The organism is Leucobacter chromiiresistens, from assembly GCF_001477055.1.
GTDB classification, from domain to species: Bacteria; Actinomycetota; Actinomycetes; order Actinomycetales; family Microbacteriaceae; genus Leucobacter; species Leucobacter chromiiresistens_A.
Genome location: NZ_LDRK01000059.1, coordinates 1 through 19479, shown reverse-complemented (window position 1 = coordinate 19479; position 19479 = coordinate 1). Strand labels below are relative to the sequence as shown.

The 19479-nt window shown below is 72.4% G+C and carries 18 protein-coding genes; 7 read left to right on the top strand and 11 right to left on the bottom strand.

The features are described from left to right. Positions 1-1671: proline--tRNA ligase (locus tag NS354_RS09355; protein WP_058594249.1), on the bottom strand; the 1671-nt coding region annotated here is incomplete at its 3' end. A 54-nt stretch (positions 1672-1725) separates the two neighbouring features. Here NS354_RS09355 and NS354_RS09350 point away from each other — a divergent pair. Next, positions 1726-3336: a phospholipid carrier-dependent glycosyltransferase gene (locus tag NS354_RS09350; RefSeq protein ID WP_058594248.1), complete on the top strand. Its 1611-nt coding sequence runs from the start codon at positions 1726-1728 to the stop codon at positions 3334-3336. Positions 3337-3346: 10 nt separating this feature from the next. Here NS354_RS09350 and NS354_RS09345 read toward each other — a convergent pair whose 3' ends face one another. Then, complete coding sequence (locus NS354_RS09345) at positions 3347-4018, bottom strand: response regulator (RefSeq protein ID WP_058594247.1); 672 nt, start codon at positions 4016-4018, stop codon at positions 3347-3349. Further along, complete coding sequence (locus NS354_RS09340) at positions 4015-5499, bottom strand: ATP-binding protein (RefSeq protein ID WP_058594246.1); 1485 nt, start codon at positions 5497-5499, stop codon at positions 4015-4017. The genes NS354_RS09345 and NS354_RS09340 overlap by 4 nt, the downstream gene beginning before the upstream one ends. 113 nt (positions 5500-5612) lie before the next feature. Here NS354_RS09340 and NS354_RS09335 point away from each other — a divergent pair, with 113 nt between their 5' ends. Together NS354_RS09335 and NS354_RS09330 are read left to right on the top strand one after the other, a co-directional pair. After that, positions 5613-7340 carry a PspC domain-containing protein gene (locus NS354_RS09335; protein WP_058594245.1) on the top strand — a complete coding sequence of 576 codons (1728 nt, stop codon included), beginning with the start codon at positions 5613-5615 and terminating at the stop codon, positions 7338-7340. Continuing rightward, a complete protein-coding gene (locus NS354_RS09330; protein WP_058594244.1) occupies positions 7337-7804 on the top strand; it encodes a hypothetical protein in 468 nt (155 codons plus the stop codon). Before NS354_RS09335 ends, NS354_RS09330 begins: the two co-directional genes overlap by 4 nt. A 72-nt stretch (positions 7805-7876) precedes the next feature. Here NS354_RS09330 and NS354_RS09325 read toward each other — a convergent pair whose 3' ends face one another. Next, positions 7877-9388, bottom strand: coding sequence for a sensor histidine kinase (locus NS354_RS09325; protein WP_058594243.1), 1512 nt, complete (start codon positions 9386-9388; stop codon positions 7877-7879). A 217-nt stretch (positions 9389-9605) separates the two neighbouring features. On the opposite strand from NS354_RS09325, the gene NS354_RS09320 reads away from it, so the two are divergent. After that, on the top strand, positions 9606-10139 hold the full coding sequence (locus tag NS354_RS09320) for an Rv3235 family protein (RefSeq protein ID WP_058594242.1): 534 nt from the start codon (positions 9606-9608) through the stop codon (positions 10137-10139). Positions 10140-10152: 13 nt separating this feature from the next. Here NS354_RS09320 and NS354_RS09315 read toward each other — a convergent pair whose 3' ends face one another. Genes NS354_RS09315 through galE form a run of 3 tightly spaced genes read right to left on the bottom strand, consistent with a single transcriptional unit; the run spans position 10153 to position 13611 of the window. Continuing rightward, positions 10153-11130 carry a glycosyltransferase gene (locus NS354_RS09315; RefSeq protein WP_058594241.1) on the bottom strand — a complete coding sequence of 326 codons (978 nt, stop codon included), beginning with the start codon at positions 11128-11130 and terminating at the stop codon, positions 10153-10155. A 40-nt stretch (positions 11131-11170) separates the two neighbouring features. Then, entirely contained in the window at positions 11171-12601 is a 1431-nt protein-coding gene (locus NS354_RS09310) for an LCP family protein (protein WP_058594240.1), read from the bottom strand. Then, positions 12598-13611 carry a UDP-glucose 4-epimerase GalE gene (gene galE / locus NS354_RS09305; protein WP_058594239.1) on the bottom strand — a complete coding sequence of 338 codons (1014 nt, stop codon included), beginning with the start codon at positions 13609-13611 and terminating at the stop codon, positions 12598-12600. The genes NS354_RS09310 and galE overlap by 4 nt, the downstream gene beginning before the upstream one ends. Before the next feature lie 256 nt (positions 13612-13867). On the opposite strand from galE, the gene NS354_RS09300 reads away from it, so the two are divergent. Beyond that, positions 13868-14974: a mannosyltransferase gene (locus NS354_RS09300; RefSeq protein ID WP_082678004.1), complete on the top strand. Its 1107-nt coding sequence runs from the start codon at positions 13868-13870 to the stop codon at positions 14972-14974. Between the two features lie 75 nt (positions 14975-15049). Here the strand turns inward: NS354_RS09300 and purE are convergent, their stop codons facing one another. Both purE and NS354_RS09290 read right to left on the bottom strand, forming a co-directional pair. Next, a complete protein-coding gene (purE, locus tag NS354_RS09295) occupies positions 15050-15568 on the bottom strand; it encodes a 5-(carboxyamino)imidazole ribonucleotide mutase (protein WP_058594237.1) in 519 nt (172 codons plus the stop codon). Positions 15569-15592: 24 nt separating this feature from the next. Next, positions 15593-16738, bottom strand: a complete 1146-nt coding sequence (locus NS354_RS09290; RefSeq protein ID WP_082678003.1) for a 5-(carboxyamino)imidazole ribonucleotide synthase — start codon at positions 16736-16738, stop codon at positions 15593-15595. Between the two features lie 83 nt (positions 16739-16821). On the opposite strand from NS354_RS09290, the gene NS354_RS09285 reads away from it, so the two are divergent. Both NS354_RS09285 and NS354_RS09280 read left to right on the top strand, forming a co-directional pair. After that, positions 16822-17289 (top strand): MarR family winged helix-turn-helix transcriptional regulator, encoded by a 468-nt coding sequence (locus NS354_RS09285; protein ID WP_010156094.1) that lies wholly within the window; start codon positions 16822-16824, stop codon positions 17287-17289. A gap of 88 nt (positions 17290-17377) precedes the next feature. Next, a complete protein-coding gene (locus NS354_RS09280; RefSeq protein WP_058594236.1) occupies positions 17378-18151 on the top strand; it encodes a GntR family transcriptional regulator in 774 nt (257 codons plus the stop codon). A 53-nt stretch (positions 18152-18204) separates the two neighbouring features. Here the strand turns inward: NS354_RS09280 and NS354_RS09275 are convergent, their stop codons facing one another. Continuing rightward, positions 18205-18903, bottom strand: coding sequence for an endonuclease/exonuclease/phosphatase family protein (locus tag NS354_RS09275; protein ID WP_010156091.1), 699 nt, complete (start codon positions 18901-18903; stop codon positions 18205-18207). A gap of 119 nt (positions 18904-19022) precedes the next feature. After that, on the bottom strand, positions 19023-19479 hold a 457-nt coding region (locus tag NS354_RS09270; protein ID WP_153002167.1), incomplete at its 5' end, for an FHA domain-containing protein.

Below are 19479 nucleotides of genomic sequence, written 5' to 3'. Positions count from 1 at the left end.
GAAGTTCGGCACGCCGAGCAGCTCGGCGTCGCCGAACTTCACCCCCGGCGAGACCTTGGGGCGATCGTCGAAGAGCACGTCGACTCCGGCTGCGTCGAGCGTCTCGACGAGCGACTCGGCGATCTCGTGCACGGCTGCGTCGCGGCCGGTGGCGACCACGTGCACGGTGAACGGGGCGACGGCCTCCGGCCAGATCAGGCCGCGGTCGTCGTGGTGCAGCTCGGCGAGGATCGCCATGATACGGGTGACGCCGATGCCGTACGAGCCCATGGTCACGGTGACGAGCTTGCCGTTCTCGTCGAGCACCTTAAGGCCGAGCGCTTCGGCGTACTTGCGGCCGAGCTGGAAGATGTGCCCGATCTCCATGCCGCGGGCGGTCTCGATGGGGCCCGATCCGTCGGGCGCGGGATCGCCGTCGCGCACGTTCGCGATCTCCACGATCCCGTCGGCGTGGAAGTCGCGCCCGTACACGAGATGCGCGACGTGCCGGCCCTCGACGTTCGCTCCGGTGACCCACGCGGTGCCCTCGACGACGCGGGGATCGACGAGGTACCGCAGCCCGGTCGCGCTCTCCTCCCCGAGCACCGCGGTCGTCTCGCCCGCCTCGCCGACCTGCGCGGGGCCGATGTACCCCTTCACGAGACCGGGGTGCCGCGCGAGGTCGGCGGCCGTCGCGGCCTCCACCTCGGCGCCGGGGAACGCGACCTCGGCGCGCTTCATGTCGGCGTCACGATCGCCCGGGATGCCGACGACCACGATCTCGCGCTCGCCGCCGACGGGCGTCACCGCGAGCACGAGGTTCTTCAGCGTGTCGGCCGCGGTCCACTCGCGTCCGTCCTCGCGGGGCAGCGCCGCGTTGGTGTGCGCGACGAGCGTGTCGATGGTCGGGGTGTCGGGCGAGTCGTACACGATCGCCGCCGGCGCGTCCGCGAACGCGACGGGCTCCGGCGCCGGCGTGCGGTACGCCTCGACGTTGGCGGCGTACCCGCCCGCGGAGCGGACGAACGTGTCCTCGCCGATGGGCGTGGGCAGCAGGAACTCCTCGCTGCGCGATCCGCCCATCGCCCCCGCATCGGCGGAGACGATCGCGTACTCGAGGCCGAGCCGCGTGAAGATGCGCTCGTAGGCCTGCCGCTGCCGCTCGTAGCTCGCGTTCAGCCCCTCGTCGGTCGCGTCGAAGGAGTAGGCGTCCTTCATCGTGAACTCGCGGCCGCGTAGCAGGCCGGCGCGGGGCCGGGCCTCGTCGCGATACTTGTCCTGGATCTGGAACAGCGTGAGCGGCAGATCCTTGTACGACGTCACGATGTCCTTCACCATGTTCGTGAAGACCTCTTCGTGCGTCGGCGCGAGCAGGTAGTCGGCGCCGTGGCGATCCTGCAGTCGGAAGAGCGCGTCGCCGTACTCCTCCCACCGGCCGGTCGCCTCGTAGGGCTCGCGCGGAAGCAGCCCGGGGAAGTGCACTTCGTGCGCACCGGCGGCGACCATCTCCTCGCGGATGATCTGCTCGAGCTTGCCCTTCACCCGCAGCCCGAGCGGCATCCAGCCGAAGATTCCCGGCGCCTGGCGGCGGATGTAGCCGGCGCGCACGAGCAGTCGGTGGCTCGCCACTTCTGCATCGGCGGGATCCTCGCGCAGGGTCTTCAGGAAGTAGGAGCTGAGCCGGGTAATCACCTCACCATCGTAGCCCCCGCGGCGCGCGTCGGCGGCGAGCCGTACGCTGGTCCCGTGACGCGAAACCGCTGGCTGCACCGGCTCGCACCGATTGCGGTGCTCGCGCTCGCCGCTGCGCTGCGGTTCTGGGCGCTGGGGCGGCCCGGCGTGCTGGTGTTCGACGAGCTCTACTACGTGCGCGACGCCATCAGTCAGCTCTCCCACGGGTACCCGACGGCGTGGCCCGACGACGAACCCGACATGAGCGGGTCGCGCCCGTACGGCTTCACGGACGAGGCGTCGAACGCGGTGCATCCGCCGCTCGGCAAGTGGCTCATCGGGCTCGGCGTGCTCGTGTTCGGGCCGGGCTCGGGGTGGGGCTGGCGGGCGGCGGTCGCACTCGCGGGCGTGCTCACCGTCGGCGTCACGATGCTGCTGGGCTGGCGCATCACGCGCAGCCTGACGGTGGCGTGCATCGCGGGCCTGCTCCTGGCCGTCGACGGCGTGCACGTGGTGCTCACGCGCGTCGGGCTGCTCGACGGGTTTCTGGCGCTCGCGGTGACGGTGGGCGCGCTGTGCGTGTGGCGCGACATCGAATGGACGGGTGCGCGGTCGCCGGTTCCGGATCCGGGGGGCGCGACCCGCCCCGCCCCGCCCCGCGCTCCGCTGCTCTGGCGTCGCCCCTGGCTGCTCGCGGCGGCGGTGGCGTTCGGGGCCGCGGCGTCGATCAAGTGGTCGGGGCTCTATCCGCTCGCCGCCTTCCTCGTGTTCGTGACGGTGCGCGACCTGGTGTTTCGAATCCGACTGCGGGAGCGCCGCGCCGTGGCGCGCGCCGCACTGCAGGCGCTCATCGCCGCCGCGATCGCCCTGCCCGCGGCGGCGCTCGTCTACCTCTCGAGCTGGGCGGGCTGGATCCTCACCTCCGGCGGCTGGAACCGCGCCTCGGGCGACGGGTGGTGGCCCGCCCTCGTCGGCTACCACGCCCAGATGCTCGACTGGCACCGCACGCTCAGCGCGCCGCACCCGTACGCCGCGCACCCGCTGACCTGGCCGCTCGCGCTCCGCCCCACCGGCATGTACGAGACGCACTGGGGGCCGGGCGAGGGGTGCCCGTGGTCCGCGTGCGCGGCGGCCGTCTCGCCGCTGCCGAACCCGCTCGTGACCTGGGGCGGGGTCGTGGCCCTCATCGCCCTCGTCGCCGTCGTCATCGTGCGAGCGCGGCGCGGCCCCGATCCGATCGCGACCGCGGGGGCCTTCGTGATCGTCGGCTATCTCTCGGGGTGGCTGCCCTGGGTGCTCACCGTCTCGCGCTCCGCCGTCTTCCAGTTCTACGCGGTCGTGCTGACGCCGTTCTCAGCGCTCGCCCTCGCGATCGCGCTCGCACTGCTGTGCCGCATCGCGATCCGCCCCCGCATCGGAGGCGCCGCCCGCATGCCGGTGCCCGAGGTCACGGACCCCGACCGCCCGTCGGCGGCGGGTGCGGGGGCAAACGCGGAGGCGGGCGCGGAGGGCGCCGCGGCGGCGGCGCAACCGGAGGCGGAGACGCTGCTCGGGATCCGCATCGCGACCGCGATCTTCCTCGTCGCGTGCGTCGCGCTCGCCGCCTGGTTCTTCCCGGTGTGGTCGGGAGCGCCGATGGCCGAGTGGTTCTGGCGCGCGCACCTGTGGCTGCCCGGCTGGCACTAGCCCGCTCGCATCAGAGCAGGCGCCGCGACAGCGCCCACGCCGTCAGCTCGTGCCGATTCGAGAGCTGCAGCTTGCGCAGCACGTTCGACACGTGCGTCTCGACCGTCTTGATCGAGAGGAAGAGCTCGGCCGCCACCTCCTTGTAGGCGTACCCCCGGGCGATCATGCGCATCACCTCCTGCTCGCGAGCCGAGAGGCGGTCGAGCTCGTCGTCCTGCACCGCGGTCTCCCCGCCGCCCGTGCCGAAGGCGTCGAGCACGAAGCCCGCGAGTCGCGGCGAGAACACGGCGTCTCCGCTGTGCACGCGCAGCACCGCCGCCGTCACCTCGGAGCCGGACGCCGTCTTCGTCAGATAGCCGCGAGCGCCCGCGCGGATCACCTGCACGACGTCATCGGCCGCGTCGGAGACGCTGAGGGCGAGCATGCGGACGCCGCGGGTCTCGGACCGGCCGGAGAGGCGCTGCAGCACCTCCGCGCCGCCGCCCCCCGCGCCTCCAGGGAGGTGCACGTCGAGCAGCACGACGTCGGGCACGCTCGCCGTCACGACGGCGACGGCCTCGTCGACGTTCGCCGCCTCGCCCACCACCTCGAGCTCGGGGCCGAGCTCGGCCCGGAGGCCGGTGCGGAAGATCTGGTGGTCGTCGACGATGACGATCCGGATCGGGTTCGCTGCAGCACTCATCGCTTCTCCTCGCTCGACGCGGTCTCTCGGGGCGGCGCCCCCGGGGCGTCGACGGGGGCGTGCCGCGGCATGCCCAGCCGCACCGACGTGCCGCCTCCCGGCCCGCGCACGATCCGCGCGTCGCCTCCCGCACGCTCCATTCTGCCGAGGATCGACTCGCGCACCCCCATCCTGCCCTCCGGCAGCCGGCTCGGGTCGAGCCCGGGGCCGCGGTCGGTGACGTCGATCATCACGCGATCCTGCGTCGCCTCGAGATACACCGTCACGTCGCCGCCGGCGTGACGCGCCGCGTTGAGCATCGCCTCCCGGGCCGCGGCGACGATGGGCGCCGGGGCGATGAGCCCCTCGCCGGCGCCGACCGCGACGACTTCGAAGCGCACCGCGTGATGCTCCTCCAGGGCCGCCGCGTGCGCCCGCAGCTCCGCATCGACGGCCTCCCGCGCCTGCGGCACCGCGCCGTCGGCGGCGCGGAAGAGCCACTCGCGCAGCTCCCGCTCCTGGCCGCGCGCCAGCCGCGCCACCTCGCTGCCGGGCTCCGAGCGCTGCTGGATCAGGGCGAGCGTCTGCAGCACCGAATCGTGCAGGTGGGCCGCGATGTCGGAGCGCTCGGCCTCCCGCGCGCGGGCGGAGCGCTCGGCCATCAGCTCGCGGTTGATGCGCAGCAACCAGGGCGCCACCGCGAGGGCGACCCCGCCGAGCACGGCGAGCGCGGCGCCGATCACGGTCCAGGTGTTCGGCTCGCGGGCGGTGACGAAGAACATGAGCACCCCGACGGCGACCAGGGCGAGGGCGCCGAGCGCGCGCGGCAGGGCGTTGCGGTCGGGCCGATCGCGGTCGGCGATCTGCCACCAGGTGAGGCCGACGCCGACGAGCACCGCGAGCGCCGGCAGCAGCAGCTCGAGCCGCAGCTGCACGCCCGCGCGTTCGAGCACGAGCCCGAGCCCGGCGAGCAGCAGGCAGAACCCGAGCAGGAGCTCGGCGATCGGCCAGCGCACGCGGCGGCGGGCGGGCGCCGCGGGGTCGCCCGATGCCGGCGATGCGGGCGCCGCGGGGTCGCTCGGCGCCGGCGATGCTGACGGCGCGGGATCGCCCGATGCCGGTGATGCGGACGGCGGGGGCGCCTGCGGCGACCCGGCGACTCCCGCCCCGACTTCGACCGCCGCCGCGGGCGGCACCGCGACATCGACGGGCGACCCCGCCTCCGCGGGTTCCGATCCCGCACCGGCGCCCGATTCACCACCCGCACCCGCAGGGCGCGTCAGCGCGCGGCGCAGCGGAACGATGCCGTCCTCCGCGCCCTCCCAGGGCACGGTCGCCCAGAGCCACAGGTAGAACACGGCGCCCGCTCCGCCGAGCGCGGTCAGCACGAGCATCGCGATGCGCACCGTCTGCGGCGAGACGCCGAGGTGGGCTCCGAGTCCGCCGCAGACGCCCACGAGCACGCGGTCGCCGCGCGATCGGGTGAGCGGTGCATCGGTCATGCCCCCATCCAAGCAGGTCGGGGCCGTGGTCGGGGGTTCGGGGCGCGGAGATCAGGGGCCGGTCAGGGGGAACCCCCATAGCCCGCCGTCGCCCCCTCGGCCAGACTCGAAGCATGCACACGACACCTCCCCCCGCAGATTCCGCGAGCCGCCCGGCGGGACCGCCCGCCGGGCAGGGCTTCTTCGACTGGATTCGCGGGCTCGGCATCGCCCGGAGCGCCGATCGATGGTTCGCCGGCGTCGCCGCCGGGATCGCCGAGCGCCTGCGCGTCGATCCCATCATCGTGCGCGGCGTCTTCATCGTGCTCGCGCTGCTCGGCGGGCCGGGTCTGCTGCTCTACCTCGTCGGCTGGCTCCTGCTGCCCGATGCCTCGGGCCGCATCCACGTGGAGGAGATCGTGCGGGGGCGAGCCGACACCGGGATGATCGTCGTCGCCGTCGTGCTGACGTCGGTCGTCATCATCCCGGGCGTCATCGGGCTCGCGAGCCCGGGCCTCGGCTTCCCGATGCTCAGCGTCTGGAGCTGGGACGTGTGGGGGCGGCTCGGCATTCCGGAGTGGCTCTCGACGACGGTGGCATGGGTCTCGTGGATCGCGATTCTCGGGTTCGCCTTCTTCTGGATCCGGCACGTGGTGCTACAGCGGGGCCGCGAGCATCGTGAGCGGGAACCGCGCCCGGCTCGCGGCGAACGCGATTCCCGTGCAGGCGATCCCGAGCGCGATGCCCCCCAGCCCGAGCGCGACACCCCGCAGCCCGACGACTCGGCGGCCTCGTTCGCCGCGCGGGCGAGCGAAAGCGCCGACCGCGTCGCTCGAGACGCGGCGGAGTGGGGTCGCCGGGCGGGTGCCGCGGCCGACAAGTGGGGCCGCGAGGTGGGCGAGCAGACCGAGGCGTGGAGCGCCCGGTACGCCGAGCACCACGATGCCCATCGCCTCGGCACCGCGCACACCGTGATCACCCTGGCGCTCGCCCTGCTCGCGGGCGGTCTGGCCGCGCTCTGGACGACCGCCGTGCACGGGCCGCTCGCGATCGAGAGCGCCGCCCCCGACGCGCTCATCACCGGCCTGATCGCCGCGCTCGCCGTGCTCGCCGTCTCCCTGATCGTCGCGGGCACGCGCGGCCGCTACACCGGCTGGGTCGGCTTCCTCTCCGCCTGCGGCGTGGTCGCTCTGCTCGTCACGGTCGTGCTGCCGTGGGGCACCCGGTTCCAGCCGTTCGGCAACCTCCACGTGACCGGATCCGAGACCGGCGCCGTGGTGCTCGCCGGCAACACCACCGTCGATCTCACCGGCATCGGCGCGGCCGACCGCGATACCGGCGACGCCTCGACCGGCGACGACGGCCTCGAGGTCTGGGTGGTCGCCGGCCGCGTCACCGTCGAGCTCCCCGATGCAGACCCCGTGATCGCCCACGTGCGCATGCTGGCGGGCCGCATCGACGAATCCGGGCGCACCGACCTCGACGCCTCCCGCGAGCAGCAGGTCATGACGAGCGGCCCGTTCATCTCGCGCGAGATCCGCTCGAACGTCACGCCGGGCAACGTCGACACCGCGAGCGTCGTCACCGTCACCCTGCTGGCCGGCAACGTCGACGTGCGCGGCGGCGGGAGCGTCTCGGAGGAGGCGTCGACCGACGATGCGGACGACCCGGAGACGACGACCGACCGGAGTTCGGAGCAGCGCCTCGAGCGGCAGCGCGACGAGCTGAACGACGAACTCGCGGTCATCGACTGGAAGCTCTCGGAGCCGGGCCTCAGCGCGTCGGAGCGCCGCAGTCTCGAGGCCGAGCAGGATGACGTCGCACGACAACTCGCAGACCTCGAACTGGAGATGAACCGATGAACGCCGATTCCACCCGCCCCGGCTCGCCGAGCGACGCATCCGCACGACCGGAGACGGCCGAGGAGTCGACGACGCGCGTCCCGCTCACTCCGCCGCCGCCGCACGAGCCCGCCGCCGATCCCGAACCGCGGGAGCCGAGCGCGGAAGCCGACGCACCCCCGACCGCGCCGCGGGCCGCCGCAGCGGACCGCACCGAGTCCGCGAACCCGGCAGCCGCGAGCGCGCCCGCGCCCGCCGCGGCCGATGCGGGCTCGGCACGGCCGAGCCCGCGCACGGGGCCGATCGTGTGGGGCGCGCTGATCCTCGTCTTCTGCGGGTACGTGTCGCAGCAGGTGCTCGGCGGCGGCGGTCTCGACGCGGCGGGGTGGATCACCGCCACCGTCATCGGCCTCGGCGTGCTGCTGCTCGGAGTCGGCTTCGCCGTGCTCATCCGCAGCCGCCGCGAGACGAGGCGGAGGCCGTAACGCCTACCCCGTGACGCCACCCCGTGACGTCTCCCCCGTGACGCCTCCCCCGTGACGCCTACACCGTGACGCCTACACCGTGACGCGCGGGATCTCGCGGGTCTGCGTGGAGATCCAGTGGAGCGGCACCTGGATCGACACCCGGGTGCCGCCGCCCGGCTCGGGCCCCCAGGTGATGCTGCCGCCGAGCTCCCCCTCGATCAGGGTGCGCACGATCTGCGTTCCGAGGCCGTCGCCGACGGTGCCCCCGGGCAGGCCGGTGCCCGTGTCGACGACCTCGACGGTGAGCTGCTCGTCGGTGCGGCGCGCGGTGACGAACACCTCGCCCTCGCGCCCCGCGAGACCGTGCTCCACCGCGTTCGTCACGATCTCGGTGAGCGCGAGCGCGAGCGGCGTCGCGTACTCCGAGGGCAGCTCGCCGAACTCGCCCTCCTTGTGGGGGTGCACCGTGGTGTTGTGCAGGCTCGCCACCTCGGCGGCGAGCCCGATCACCCGGTCGAACACCTTGTCGAAGTCGACGATCTGCGAGAGCCCCGCCGAGAGGGTGTCGTGCACCACGGCGATCGCCGCGACGCGCCGCATCGCCTGACCGAGCACCTGCTTGGCCTCTTCGCTGCGCGCGCGACGCGCCTGCACGCGCAGCAGCGATGCCACGGTCTGCAGGTTGTTCTTCACACGATGGTGGATCTCGCGGATCGTCGCATCCTTCGTGATGAGCTCCTGCGCCTGCTGCCGCAGCTCGGTGACGTCGCGGGTCAGCACGATGCCGCCGACGCGGGCGCCGTCGCGGAACACGGGGATCGAGCGCAGCGTGATCGTGTGCCCGTTCGTGTCGATCTCGGTGCGCTTCGCGATCTTCCCCTGCGCGATCAGCGGCAGCGACTCGTTGGTGTCGAACTGGCCCTTCACGACGTCGGCGACGACCTCGCTGAAGTTCTCGCCCTCGATCTCGTCGCGGAACCCGAGCGCGGAGAACGTGGTCTGCGTATTGGGGCTCGCGAACGTCGCGACCCCGTCGAGGTTGATCCGCACGAGGCCGTCCGCTGCGCGCGGGGCCCCCTGCTCTCCGCCGCGCGAGCTGCCGGGCACGGGGAACATGCCCTTCTGGATCATGCCGAGCAGGTCGGCGGCGACCTCGCGGAACGCGGCTCCGATGCGCGACGCCGGCTGCGTGTCGGCGACGCTCGTGTGCACGGTGATCACGGCGAACGGACCGTGCACCTCGCCCTCGGCATCGGTGCGGCTCACCGAGAACGCCGCGAGGCGCATCGGGTTCTCCTCGTACCAGGCGGGCGAGGTGGAGACGATCGGGTTCGTGCTCGTCATCGCCTCGTCCACGAGCTCGCGCCAGTCGGCGCGCAGCAGGTCGCCGATGACGTCGCGGTAGAAGAGCGTCACCGATCCGGCGGGCCGGCTGTGGGCGATGGCGAGGTAGTTCTCATCGCTCGTCGGCACCCAGAGCACGACGTCGCCGAGGGCGAGGTCGGCGAGTAATCGCAGGTCGAGCGTGAGCAGCTCGAGCCATTCGATCTCCTCTTCGTCGAGGGACGAGTACTTCGTTGCAAGACTGCGCAGTGTGGCCACGCCCCCAGACTAGAGCACGGCGTCCGAGAGCGGACTCCGGGGCCCTCGACACGGCCCTCGACGCGGAGCGGGCGCCGCTGCGGGCCGGCACTCGAGCCGTCTTGACAGCGCATAGTGCGGGGGTCATAGGGTGAACCCCACATCATCTCGAATCCGGCAGTGCAGTGAGGGTGAGTCGCAGAGGGAGCGGCGCGCGGATCCGTTCGAAAGGACCGTCATGCCCGCCTCCGCACCCTCCCCCGAGCATCGCCGCGCGATCCGAGCCGCGTCGCAGGCCGCCCGCACCCAGACGCAGCGCGCCCATCTGCGCGCCGTGCCGCCGATGCGCGCCGAGACGCCCCCGCCGCCCGCCGCCCGGGGCCGGTCCTCGCCGAGACGCGACGCGCGCGCCGCGGTGCTCGACGCACCGGCCGTTCCACCGCCGCCCGAGGCGCTGGTGCAGCGCCTCGCCGTCTACGCCTTCGAGGTGATCGACGGCGTGCGCTCCGTCGCGCAGCTCGGCAGCTGGGTCACGCCCGAGGTCGCCGCCGCCCTCACCGCCCGACGCACACTGCACGCCGAGCGCGCGACGCTCACGCGGGATCGCCGAAGACGGACCGCGACGCCGGGCCGCGCGCACCTCGCCGCACCGCTCCCCCACGTCATCGAGGCCACGGTGGTGCTCCACCTCGAGACCCGCTCGACGGTCGCGGCGATCCGACTCGAGCATCTCCGGGATCGATGGCGTGCGACCGACATCACGGTGCTGTGACCGGCGGCGACGGCTATCGTCCGTTCAGCCGCGACAGCCGCTCGACCTCGTACATCACGTCGACGGGCACCCCGGCGTCGCGCAGCACGTCCCGCGTCGAACGCGGGGCGCGGAGCCACCCCTCCGACCAGCCGCGGCGCAGGCAGTCCCGCAGCTGCGCGCGATCTCGGGAGGCGCGGAAGGTGCGGAACCAGCGTCGCGCGGTCGCGGCCGCGTACAGCACCTTCTCCCACGGGAACAGCGCGGGGCTGCGACGGAACACCCAGAGCTTGTTGCGCACCTCGTAGAAGAAGCGCGCGCCGGGATCCTGGTCGCTGGAGCCGCGCTTCTCAGTGCGGTGCGTCACTACGGAGGCGGGCACGTACAGGCCGCGCGCGCCCCGGAGCAGGCGCGCCGAGTACTCGAAGTCGTCGTTCCACAGGAAGTAGTCGGCGATCGGCAGCCCCTGCTCCCGCACGCGGGCGGCCCGTAGGAAGGCGGAGACGAACGAGATCGACCGGATCTCCATCGCGTCGACCGAGGCCGCTCGGGCGCGTTCGGCCGCAGACGCCCGGATCTTCGGCTTCGGGGTGTTCATGGGGTGGTCTTCGCCGTCGGTCCACACGACGCGGGATCCCATCACCGCGAGGTCGTCCGGGCCCGTCGCCCGGTACCGCTCGTGCGTCTCCAGCGCCCCGGCGAGCGCGTCGGGGCCGGGCACGGTGTCGTCGTCCATCACCCACACCCAGTCGGTGTCCTCCTCGACGACGGCGGCGGCGATCCCCGCAGCGAATCCCCCGGCACCGCCCGTGTTCTCGGTGAGCTGGATGTGCCGCGCCCGCTCCCCCCACGCCTCGAGCATCTCGGCCGCCACCTCGACGGAGCCGTCGTCCGAGGAGTTGTCGACCACCACGAGTCGGTCGACGGGTCGGCTCTGGGCCGCGAGCGCCGCGAGGGATTCCCTCAGCAGCTCTCGTCGGTTGTAGGCCACCAGCACCGCGGTCACACGCATGTGATGCGTCTCCTTCACGTTTCGAGCAAACCCGGCAAGTCTAGCCCGCGTCCTCCTCGGGCGGCGATGCGGCGGCGATGCCGTCGGCGACGAGCTGCTGGATCACGGCCCAGTCGGGGTTCTCCGGATCGACGGCCGGCGGCACGAGCTCCACGTTCACCGGCTCGTAACCGCGCGCATCCGCGGCGAGGTCGACGAAGCGCCCGAGCATCGAATCCGGGATGTCGGTGTCGACGAGTTGCGATCCCGCCGAGAGTACCTCCTGGAAGCGCGCCAGCACGTTCTGGGGATTCATCTGCGCGAGGATCGCCGACTGCAGCTCGCGCTGACGCTCCATGCGCGCGTAGTCGCCATCGGCCGAGCCGTAGCGCGAGCGCGCGTACCAGAGGGCGGTGAAGCCGTCCATCTGCTGCTCGCCGGGCTCGATCCATCCCTCGACGCCCACGAGCTCGCCCGACATCTCGTCGATCTGGCCGCCGATCGGCAGCCGCTCCTGCACGTTGATGGTGATGCCGCCGAGCGCATCGATGAGGCTCTCGAAGGCATCCATGTTCACGAGCACGTAGAACTGCACCTCGAGGCCCGTCGCGCCCGACACGGCGTCCTTCGTCGCTTCGATGCCCGGGGAGGAGCCCTGCGAGACGGCGTCGGCGTACATGCCCTCGTACGAGGGCGACCCCGAGTCCTCGAGTTCGGTGACCAGCGAGTTCAGGTTGCCGGTGGTGAAGCAGTAGTAGCCGCCGCCGTCGACGACCTCGTAGTTGTTCACCTCGTCGCAGTACCCCTCGGGGTAGACGGGGGCGAGCGGCGATCCCTCGGGGAACGGCGTGTCCTTGAGCTCGCGGGGCAGCCCGACGATCATCGACTGCCCGGTCTCGGCGTCGATGCTCACGAGCGAGATGCTGTCGGGTCGCAGGCCCTCCCGGTCCGATCCCGCGTCGGTGCCGAGCAGGAGGATGTTGTAGCGCCCGTCGACGGGAGCCACGGCGGGGGCGCTGCGGAAGAGATCGCTGATGAGCCCGCGCCCCGCGCCCACGGCGTTGCCCGCCCAGGCGGCGCCCGCCGCGGGAACGATGGTGAGCAGCACCGACAGCATGGCGACGGGCACGCGCCAGCCGCGCTGCACCCGCACGAGCCTCGTGAGGCGCAGCGTGTCGATGCCGAGCACCACCCAGAGCACGGCGTAGGCGAAGAGCAGCCACTGCACGATGAGCAGCACGATGCCGTTCGTGAAGAACGTGAGCGTGGCGGTGCGCGCGAGCAGGAGGCCGACGCCCGCGATCGCGCCGCCGATGACGAGGATCGCGGTCGCGATCAGGCCGAAGCGCCCGAGCCGCCGGTTGCCGGCGACCACCTGCGCGGTGCCGGGGAGCAGGAACCCGAGAATCACGAGCCAGCGGGCTCGCTTGCTCATGAGCGGCTCCGATGCGAGGTCGGGGTGTCGCAGGGGCCGCTCGAGGTCGAGCGTCATGCGCCGTATCCGGCCGGGTTCAGCGACTGCCAGTTCCAGGAGTCGCGGCAGGCGTCGGCGAGGGTGCGCGTCGTGCGCCACTCCAGCTCGGCGTTCGCGCGCGACGGATCGGCGGTGGTCTCGGCGACGTCGCCGGATCGCGGGGCCTCGATGACGTACGGGATCGGGCGGCCGGAGGCCGACTCGAAGGCGCGCACGACCTCGAGCACGGTGGAGCCGACGCCCGAGCCGAGGTTGTACGCCGAGACGCCGGGGGCGTTGTGCTCGAGCGCGGCGACGTGGCCCTCCGCGAGATCCATCACGTGGATGTAGTCGCGCACCCCGGTGCCGTCGGGGGTCGGGTAGGCGTCTCCGAAAACGCTCAGCCGCTCGCGCTTGCCGACCGCCACCTGCGCGATGAACGGCATCAGGTTGTTCGGGATCCCGCTCGGGTCTTCGCCGATGCGGCCCGACGGGTGCGCGCCCACCGGGTTGAAGTAGCGCAGCAGCACGGCGCCGAGTTCGGGCCAGGCCCGTTGCGCGTCGCGCACGATCTGCTCGTTCATGAACTTGGACCAGCCGTACGGGTTGGTGACGCCGACCCCCACCTGGTGGGCCTCGTCGATGGGCGCGTACTGCGGGTCGCCGTAGACCGTCGCCGATGAGCTGAAGATGAAGTTCGTGACCCCGCGCTCGCGCATCAGGTCGAGCAGCACGATCGTCGAATCGAGGTTGACCCGGTAGTAGCGGGTCGGCTGCTCCACCGATTCGCCGACGGCCTTGAGCCCGGCGAGGTGGATCGCGGCGTCGAACTCGACGTGCGCGAGCGCGCTCCGGGCGGCTTCGCGATCGGCGAGATCGGCCTCGACGAGGCGCACCGTCGCGCCGCTCAGCTCCTCGACGCGGCGCACCGCCTCGCGGCTGCTGTTCGAGAAGTCGTCGATCACGATCACCTCGTGACCGCGCTCGAGCAGAACGAGGGCGGTGTGCGAGCCGATGTAGCCGGCGCCGCCTGTCAACAAAACACGCATGCGGACAGGGTACTTCGCCGTTCGTGGGGGAATGCTCAAGCCGCACCGCGATGCGCGCGTTTCCTGTACACGGATTCGACGGCGACCGGGCGCAGAGAACTCGGAGCGCGGCCCGAATTGTTGCGATTGCGTCTCACTCCGGCGCTTTCCCCCGTGGCGCTCAGCCGCTCACAGCTTCGCATTCCATACAATGTGGAGAGCGCAACTTGCACCGCGCGCACGCGTCTGGAGATCTGAGGGGGAACGATTGGCGACGTTGACCCTCATCGCAGACCCGTTCCCCGATTGGGAGGCCGCGGCGCACGCGTCGGCGGCCCGCGATCTCGCGCAGGCCGTCGCTGAGACGGCGCCCCGCGGGTGCAGTGCCCGGTACCTGCTGGCCCGCGGCGGCGAGATGCCCGACTTCGCATCTCCGAGGCTCGCGACCGATGTGCTGCCGCTCCGCGCCAGCGTGCTGCCCCTCGTCTGGCAGAACGGCGCGACGGCGCGACCCCTCGACGGGGAGTTCGTGCACGCGCTCACGCCGATGATGCCGCTGCGAGCACGCGGCGACGACGACGGCTCGCAGACCTCGGTGACGATTCCGCACAGCATCGCGTGGGAGGCGCCCGCACTGCTCGGCAATTCGCAGGCCCGGCTGTACCGGGCCTTCGTGCGCCGCGCGGTGAAGCACGCCGACATCATCCTCACCCCCACCCACGCGACCGCCCGCGTGCTGCAGCAGCAGTACGGCAGCGATCTGCCGGTGCAGGTGTTCCCCCTCGCCACGCCCTCCGCGCTCGCGGCGCCGGCCGACGCGGCCGAGCGCCGAGCCGCGTGGGGGCTGCCCGACCGCTACGCCCTCACCACGGCGCGGCCCGGCGAGCACGGTCGTCTCGAGTGGGTGCTCGACGCGATGCGCGCGCACCCCGAACTCCCGCCGCTCGTGGTGCTCGAGGGCGTCGACCCCCAGGGGCCCATGGGGCGCGAGAAGGAGCGGGATCCGGGAATCGAGGTTCCCGACGACCTTGCGGGCCGCGTGCGCACGGTGCGCATCGAGGATCTCTCCGACATCGGCGCGGCGATGGCCGCGGCCGTGGTGCTGCTGCAGCCGCAGGCCTTCGCCGGAACGGGATACACCCTGCTCGCGGCGCTCGACGCGGCCGTGCCCGTGGTGCACGCCGGGCACCCCGCGACCGAGGAGCTGGTGCTCGACGCCGGGGTGTCGGGAGATACGTCCGAGGCGTTCGCGCACGAGTACCGCAGCTTGACCGAGCAGTCGGGAGCGCTGCCGACGCTGACCGTGCTCGCATGCGACCGGAGCCGCGGCTTCAGCTGGCGGGCGTCGGCCTGGCACCTGTGGGAGACGCACGCCAACCTGTAGGGATCGGCGGCCGAGCGTCGCCCGGCGTCAGCTCGCGTCGGCGCCCAAATGTGTCGGAGGCCGCGTGCCGCGGCGCTAGCTCGCCTCGGCTGCGACGCGGGCCTGGAGCGCGGCGTTCTTCTCGCCCACCGCGGCCGTGAGGCCCTCCGCGTACTCCGCGAGCCGCTGCGCCACTGCGGGGTCGGCCGCGCCGAGAATGCGCGCCGCGAGCAGCCCCGCGTTCTTCGCACCGCCGATCGAGACGGTCGCCACCGGAATGCCGCCCGGCATCTGCACGATCGAGAGCAGCGAGTCGAGCCCGTCGAGCTTCGCGAGCGGCACGGGCACGCCGATCACGGGCAGCGTCGTCATCGACGCGACCATGCCGGGCAGATGCGCCGCGCCGCCGGCGCCCGCGACGATGACGCGAACGCCCCGGCCCGCCGCTTCGCGCGCGTACTGCACCATCTTCTCGGGCGTGCGGTGCGCGCTGACCACCTCGACCTCGTGCGCGATGCCGAACTCGCGCAGCACCTGCACGGCGTCGGCCATCACCGAGTAGTCGGAATCGGAGCCCATGATGACGCCGACGAGGGGCGCGGAGGTTTCAGCCATGCGTCCCATCGTATCGGCGCCGGATCACGCGAAGCGTCGCGCGGCGGCGGTCGCCTCCGCGCGCACCTCGTCGAGCCGCTCGCCGGTGACGGTGACGTGGCCGACCTTGCGCCCGGGGCGCGGCTGCTTGTCGTAGCTGTGGAACTTCGCGCGCGGATGGGCGGCGAGGGCCTCGGGGTAGCGCACCGGCATCGGGCCCTCGGCGGGCCCGCCGAGCACGTTCACCATCACCGCCGCGGGCGCCGTCATCGACGTGTCGCCCAGCGGCAGGTCGGCGACCGCCCGCAGGTGCTGCTCGAACTGGCTCGTCACCGATCCCTCGATCGAGAAGTGCCCCGAGTTGTGCGGGCGCATGGCCAACTCGTTGACGAGCACGCGGCCGTCGCGCGTCTCGAACATCTCGACCGCGAGCACGCCCGTCACGGCGACGCCCTCGGCGACGGTCGCCCCGATGCGCGCCGCCTCGTCGAGCACGGCCGGCCGGTCGGTCGGCGCCGGCGCGAGCACCTCCGCGCACACGCCGTCGCGCTGGATCGTCTCGACCACCGGCCAGGTGCGGGTCTCGCCGCTCGGCCGGCGCGCGACGAGCTGGGAGAGCTCGCGCACGAAGTCGACGAGCTCCTCGACGAGCAGGTGCCCGCCGTTGCCGTCTTCGGCGAGCGCCGTGAACCAGTCGCGCACCTCTGCGGCGTCGGAGACGACGCGCACGCCCTTGCCGTCGTAGCCGCCGCGCGCCGTCTTCACGACGGCGCGGCCCCCGTGCGCCTCGAGGAACGCCTGCAGCTCGGCCTCATCGGCGACGGCCGCCCAGTCGGGAATCGGCACCCCGAGCTCGGCGAGCTTCTCGCGCATCACGATTTTGTCCTGCGCGTACTGCAGCGCCTCCGGGCGCGGGTGCACGGCGACGCCGCGCGACTCGAGCTCGCGCAGAATGGCCTGCGGCACGTGCTCGTGGTCGAAGGTGACGACGTCGACGGTCTCGGCGAACGCGTACACCGTCTCGGGGTCGCGGTAGTCGCCGACCGCGTCGGCCGCGCGCTCGGCGCTCGACCCCTCGTTCTCGGCGAGCACGCTGATGCGCAGGCCCAGATGGATGGCGGGGGGCACCATCATGCGGGCGAGCTGCCCGCCGCCGATCACGCCGATCCTGATGCTGCCGTTCTGGGTCACGTCTCGCCTCTCGGGTTCGCCTCGACCGTGCGTTGCCGCACCGGCCACCCTCCATTCTGCCGCATTGCGGCACACTAGTACCCATGCACGACGCCAACGAGACCGCGCGGGATGCCGTGAACCACGACGGCATCTCGGAGATCATCGCGGAGTTCTCGGAGGTGTTCGCCTTCGCGCGCACCCGATGGGCGCGCTACGCCGAAGAAGTGGATCCCGAGCTGAAGGGCGTCGGGATCATGGTGCTGCAGCTGATCCTGCGCAAAGGGCCCATCAGCGCGACCGGAATCAGCCAGCTGCTCGACATGGACAAGGCGATGGTGAGCCGGCAGATCGCGAAGCTGCGCGACCTGGAGCTCGTCGACACGCGCGCCGCAGCCGAGGATCGGCGGGTGCTGCTGCTCACCGCGAGCGCGAAGGCCGAGGAGCTGCTCGGCGCCATCCGCCAGAAGTGGGCGCACGCCTACCACGAGCGGTTCGCGGATTGGAGCCCCGGCGAACTCGATCAACTGCGCGCCTCGCTCCACCGCTTCAACGCCTCGGCGGCGGAGTAGCGGGGCCTCACCCGCCGTTCGTCGACCGTTCACGCACCCGTTACCGCGCGGGCGACCGTAACCAAGTTGTGACTTATACAGTGGCACCATGACGTCGTCTTCGCCGCTCCACGTGCAGCTGTACGAGGAGATGATCCACCGCATCCGCACGGGTGCGTGGCAGCCCGGCGACAAGGTGCCGAGCGAGAAGTCGCTCATCGCGGAGTTCGGCACGTCGCGCGGACCGGTGCGCCAGGCGCTCGCGGCGCTGCGCGCGGAGGGCATGATCGTGGGCGGCCGCGGCACCCCGCCCCGGGTGCAGCACACCGCTCCCCCGCAGTCGTTCGACACCTTCATCTCGTTCAGCGAATGGGCCCGCGAGCTCGGGCTGACCCCCGGCCAGCGCGTGATCGAGGCGAGCCGCCGCTCGGCGACCGAGGAGAGCGCCCGCGAACTCCAGGTCGCGCCCGATTCGCCCGTGATCGAGATCATCCGTGTGCGCTACCTCGACGAGAAGCCCGCGATGCTCGAGCGCTCCCTCTTCCCGTACGAGATCGGCAAGCACCTGCTCGGCACCGACTTCCACCACGGCAGCGTGACGCAGGCGCTCGCGAACGTCGGCATCGTGCCGATGCGCGCCCGCCACGTGATCGACGCGATCGCGGCCCACCCGCTCGAGGTCGAGCAGCTGCACATCGCACCGGGCAGTCCGCTGCTGCGCGTGCGCCGGCTCGCCTACAACGAGTTCGGCACCGTCATCGAGAGCGCCGATGACCGGTACCTGCCCACCATGGCGACGTTCGTGGTCGAGAACAGCGCGAAGCACCGCAACCATCTCTCGCGGCAGACGGCGACGCCCGCCTCCGGCCTGCTCTCGGTGTAGCGCGCCGGCGGCCCGCGGCAGGCGGTGCTGCGCGGCCGGGCTAGGCCGCGGGGCTAGGCCGCGGAGGTCTGCAGGGCGGCGAGCTCCGACATGGAGGCGGTCACCATGATCGGCAGGTGATCCGACGTGCCGCGCTTCAGGGTGCGCACGCTGTCGATGTCGAGACCCATCGAGGTCGCGAAGTCGAAGTGGCCGCGGAACATCTTGTAGCGCGTGTACGTGCGCTTGTCGCTGAGGCTCAGCTCGTAGCCAGTGTCGCGCATCTCGGTGTCGAGCCGCCCCTTGAACACGGGGTAGTTGTAGTCGCCCACCATGAGGGCGGGCAGGCCGGGACCGAGGTGCCGCAGCTCGGCCAGTGCGGCGTGGATCTGGTGGCGGCGCAGGGAGTTGAGCGCCGTCAGGGGAGCCGCATGGAAGGACGCGACGACGAGGTCGCGCTGCAGCTCGGCGTCGTGCAGCCGCACGCCGAGCAGCCGTTCGTGGGCGGGGGCGAGCAGCCGATCGTGCAGCGACTTCTTCAACTGGAACGTGTGGGCCGACCGGGTGTGAAAGCGGTCGCCGCGCACGTACATCGCGAGGCCGAGTCGGTTGCGCTCGGTCGCGTGCACGAGTTCGAGATGCCCGAGGCGCGCGGGGAGCGCGACGGCTTCAGCTTCTTGCAGGCAGAGCACGTCGACGCCGTGGTCATCTGCGAGCGCGTCGAGCTCGCTGACGGCGCGGTTCTTCCGCAAGTTGTAGCTGATGACCTTCATATCGCGTTCCTCCATGGGGTCGTGCGGGCCGGCTCAGCCCAGCAGAACACACCCTACGCCCGGGCGGCTGTGGAGCCGACGTGTCGCTGCTGACAAATCGCTCAGCTTCGCGTGGCACGTCACAGTTCGCGCAGGCGCACCTCGAGCGTGCCGATGATCATCTGCTCGGTCGCCTCGGCCGTGCGCCCCGGCTCGAGCTGCGTCGCCGCGCCGTCGGGGCCGACGAGCGAGACGCCGTTGGTCGACTGCAGATCCTCGATCGTCCACGAGTCGCCGTCGCGGCGCAGGCGCGCATGCGACTTCGACGTCGTGCGGGTGGGGTCGCTGATCTGCAGCACCGTCGACCCGTCTCGGGGTTCGGGCTTGCGGCCGATCACGATGTCGTCGCCCTCGAGTTCGAGCGTCTCACCGCCGGGCAGTTCGATACCCCAGCGAGTGCGGCGCGATACGACGACCGTGTGATCCTCGTCGAGGCCGCCGAGCGCCGCGGGCGGGGCGACGACGGACGGTGCGAGCGGTTCGGGGGCGGGCGGCGCCGGCGGCGCGGGAACGGCAGCGGGCGGCGCCGCCCGCCCC

Bases quoted from the DNA above. Each gene is read 5' to 3' on its own strand.
- NS354_RS09320 (WP_058594242.1), top strand. From the start codon at position 9,606: ATGCCCGCCTCCGCACCCTCCCCCGAGCATCGCCGCGCGATCCGAGCC.
- NS354_RS09310 (WP_058594240.1), bottom strand. From the start codon at position 12,601: ATGACGCTCGACCTCGAGCGGCCCCTGCGACACCCCGACCTCGCATCG.
- purE (WP_058594237.1), bottom strand. From the start codon at position 15,568: ATGGCTGAAACCTCCGCGCCCCTCGTCGGCGTCATCATGGGCTCCGAT.
- NS354_RS09315 (WP_058594241.1), bottom strand. From the start codon at position 11,130: ATGCGTGTGACCGCGGTGCTGGTGGCCTACAACCGACGAGAGCTGCTG.
- NS354_RS09330 (WP_058594244.1), top strand. From the start codon at position 7,337: ATGAACGCCGATTCCACCCGCCCCGGCTCGCCGAGCGACGCATCCGCA.
- NS354_RS09285 (WP_010156094.1), top strand. From the start codon at position 16,822: ATGCACGACGCCAACGAGACCGCGCGGGATGCCGTGAACCACGACGGC.
- NS354_RS09345 (WP_058594247.1), bottom strand. From the start codon at position 4,018: ATGAGTGCTGCAGCGAACCCGATCCGGATCGTCATCGTCGACGACCAC.
- NS354_RS09340 (WP_058594246.1), bottom strand. From the start codon at position 5,499: ATGACCGATGCACCGCTCACCCGATCGCGCGGCGACCGCGTGCTCGTG.
- NS354_RS09280 (WP_058594236.1), top strand. From the start codon at position 17,378: ATGACGTCGTCTTCGCCGCTCCACGTGCAGCTGTACGAGGAGATGATC.
- NS354_RS09335 (WP_058594245.1), top strand. From the start codon at position 5,613: ATGCACACGACACCTCCCCCCGCAGATTCCGCGAGCCGCCCGGCGGGA.
- NS354_RS09275 (WP_010156091.1), bottom strand. From the start codon at position 18,903: ATGAAGGTCATCAGCTACAACTTGCGGAAGAACCGCGCCGTCAGCGAG.
- galE (WP_058594239.1), bottom strand. From the start codon at position 13,611: ATGCGTGTTTTGTTGACAGGCGGCGCCGGCTACATCGGCTCGCACACC.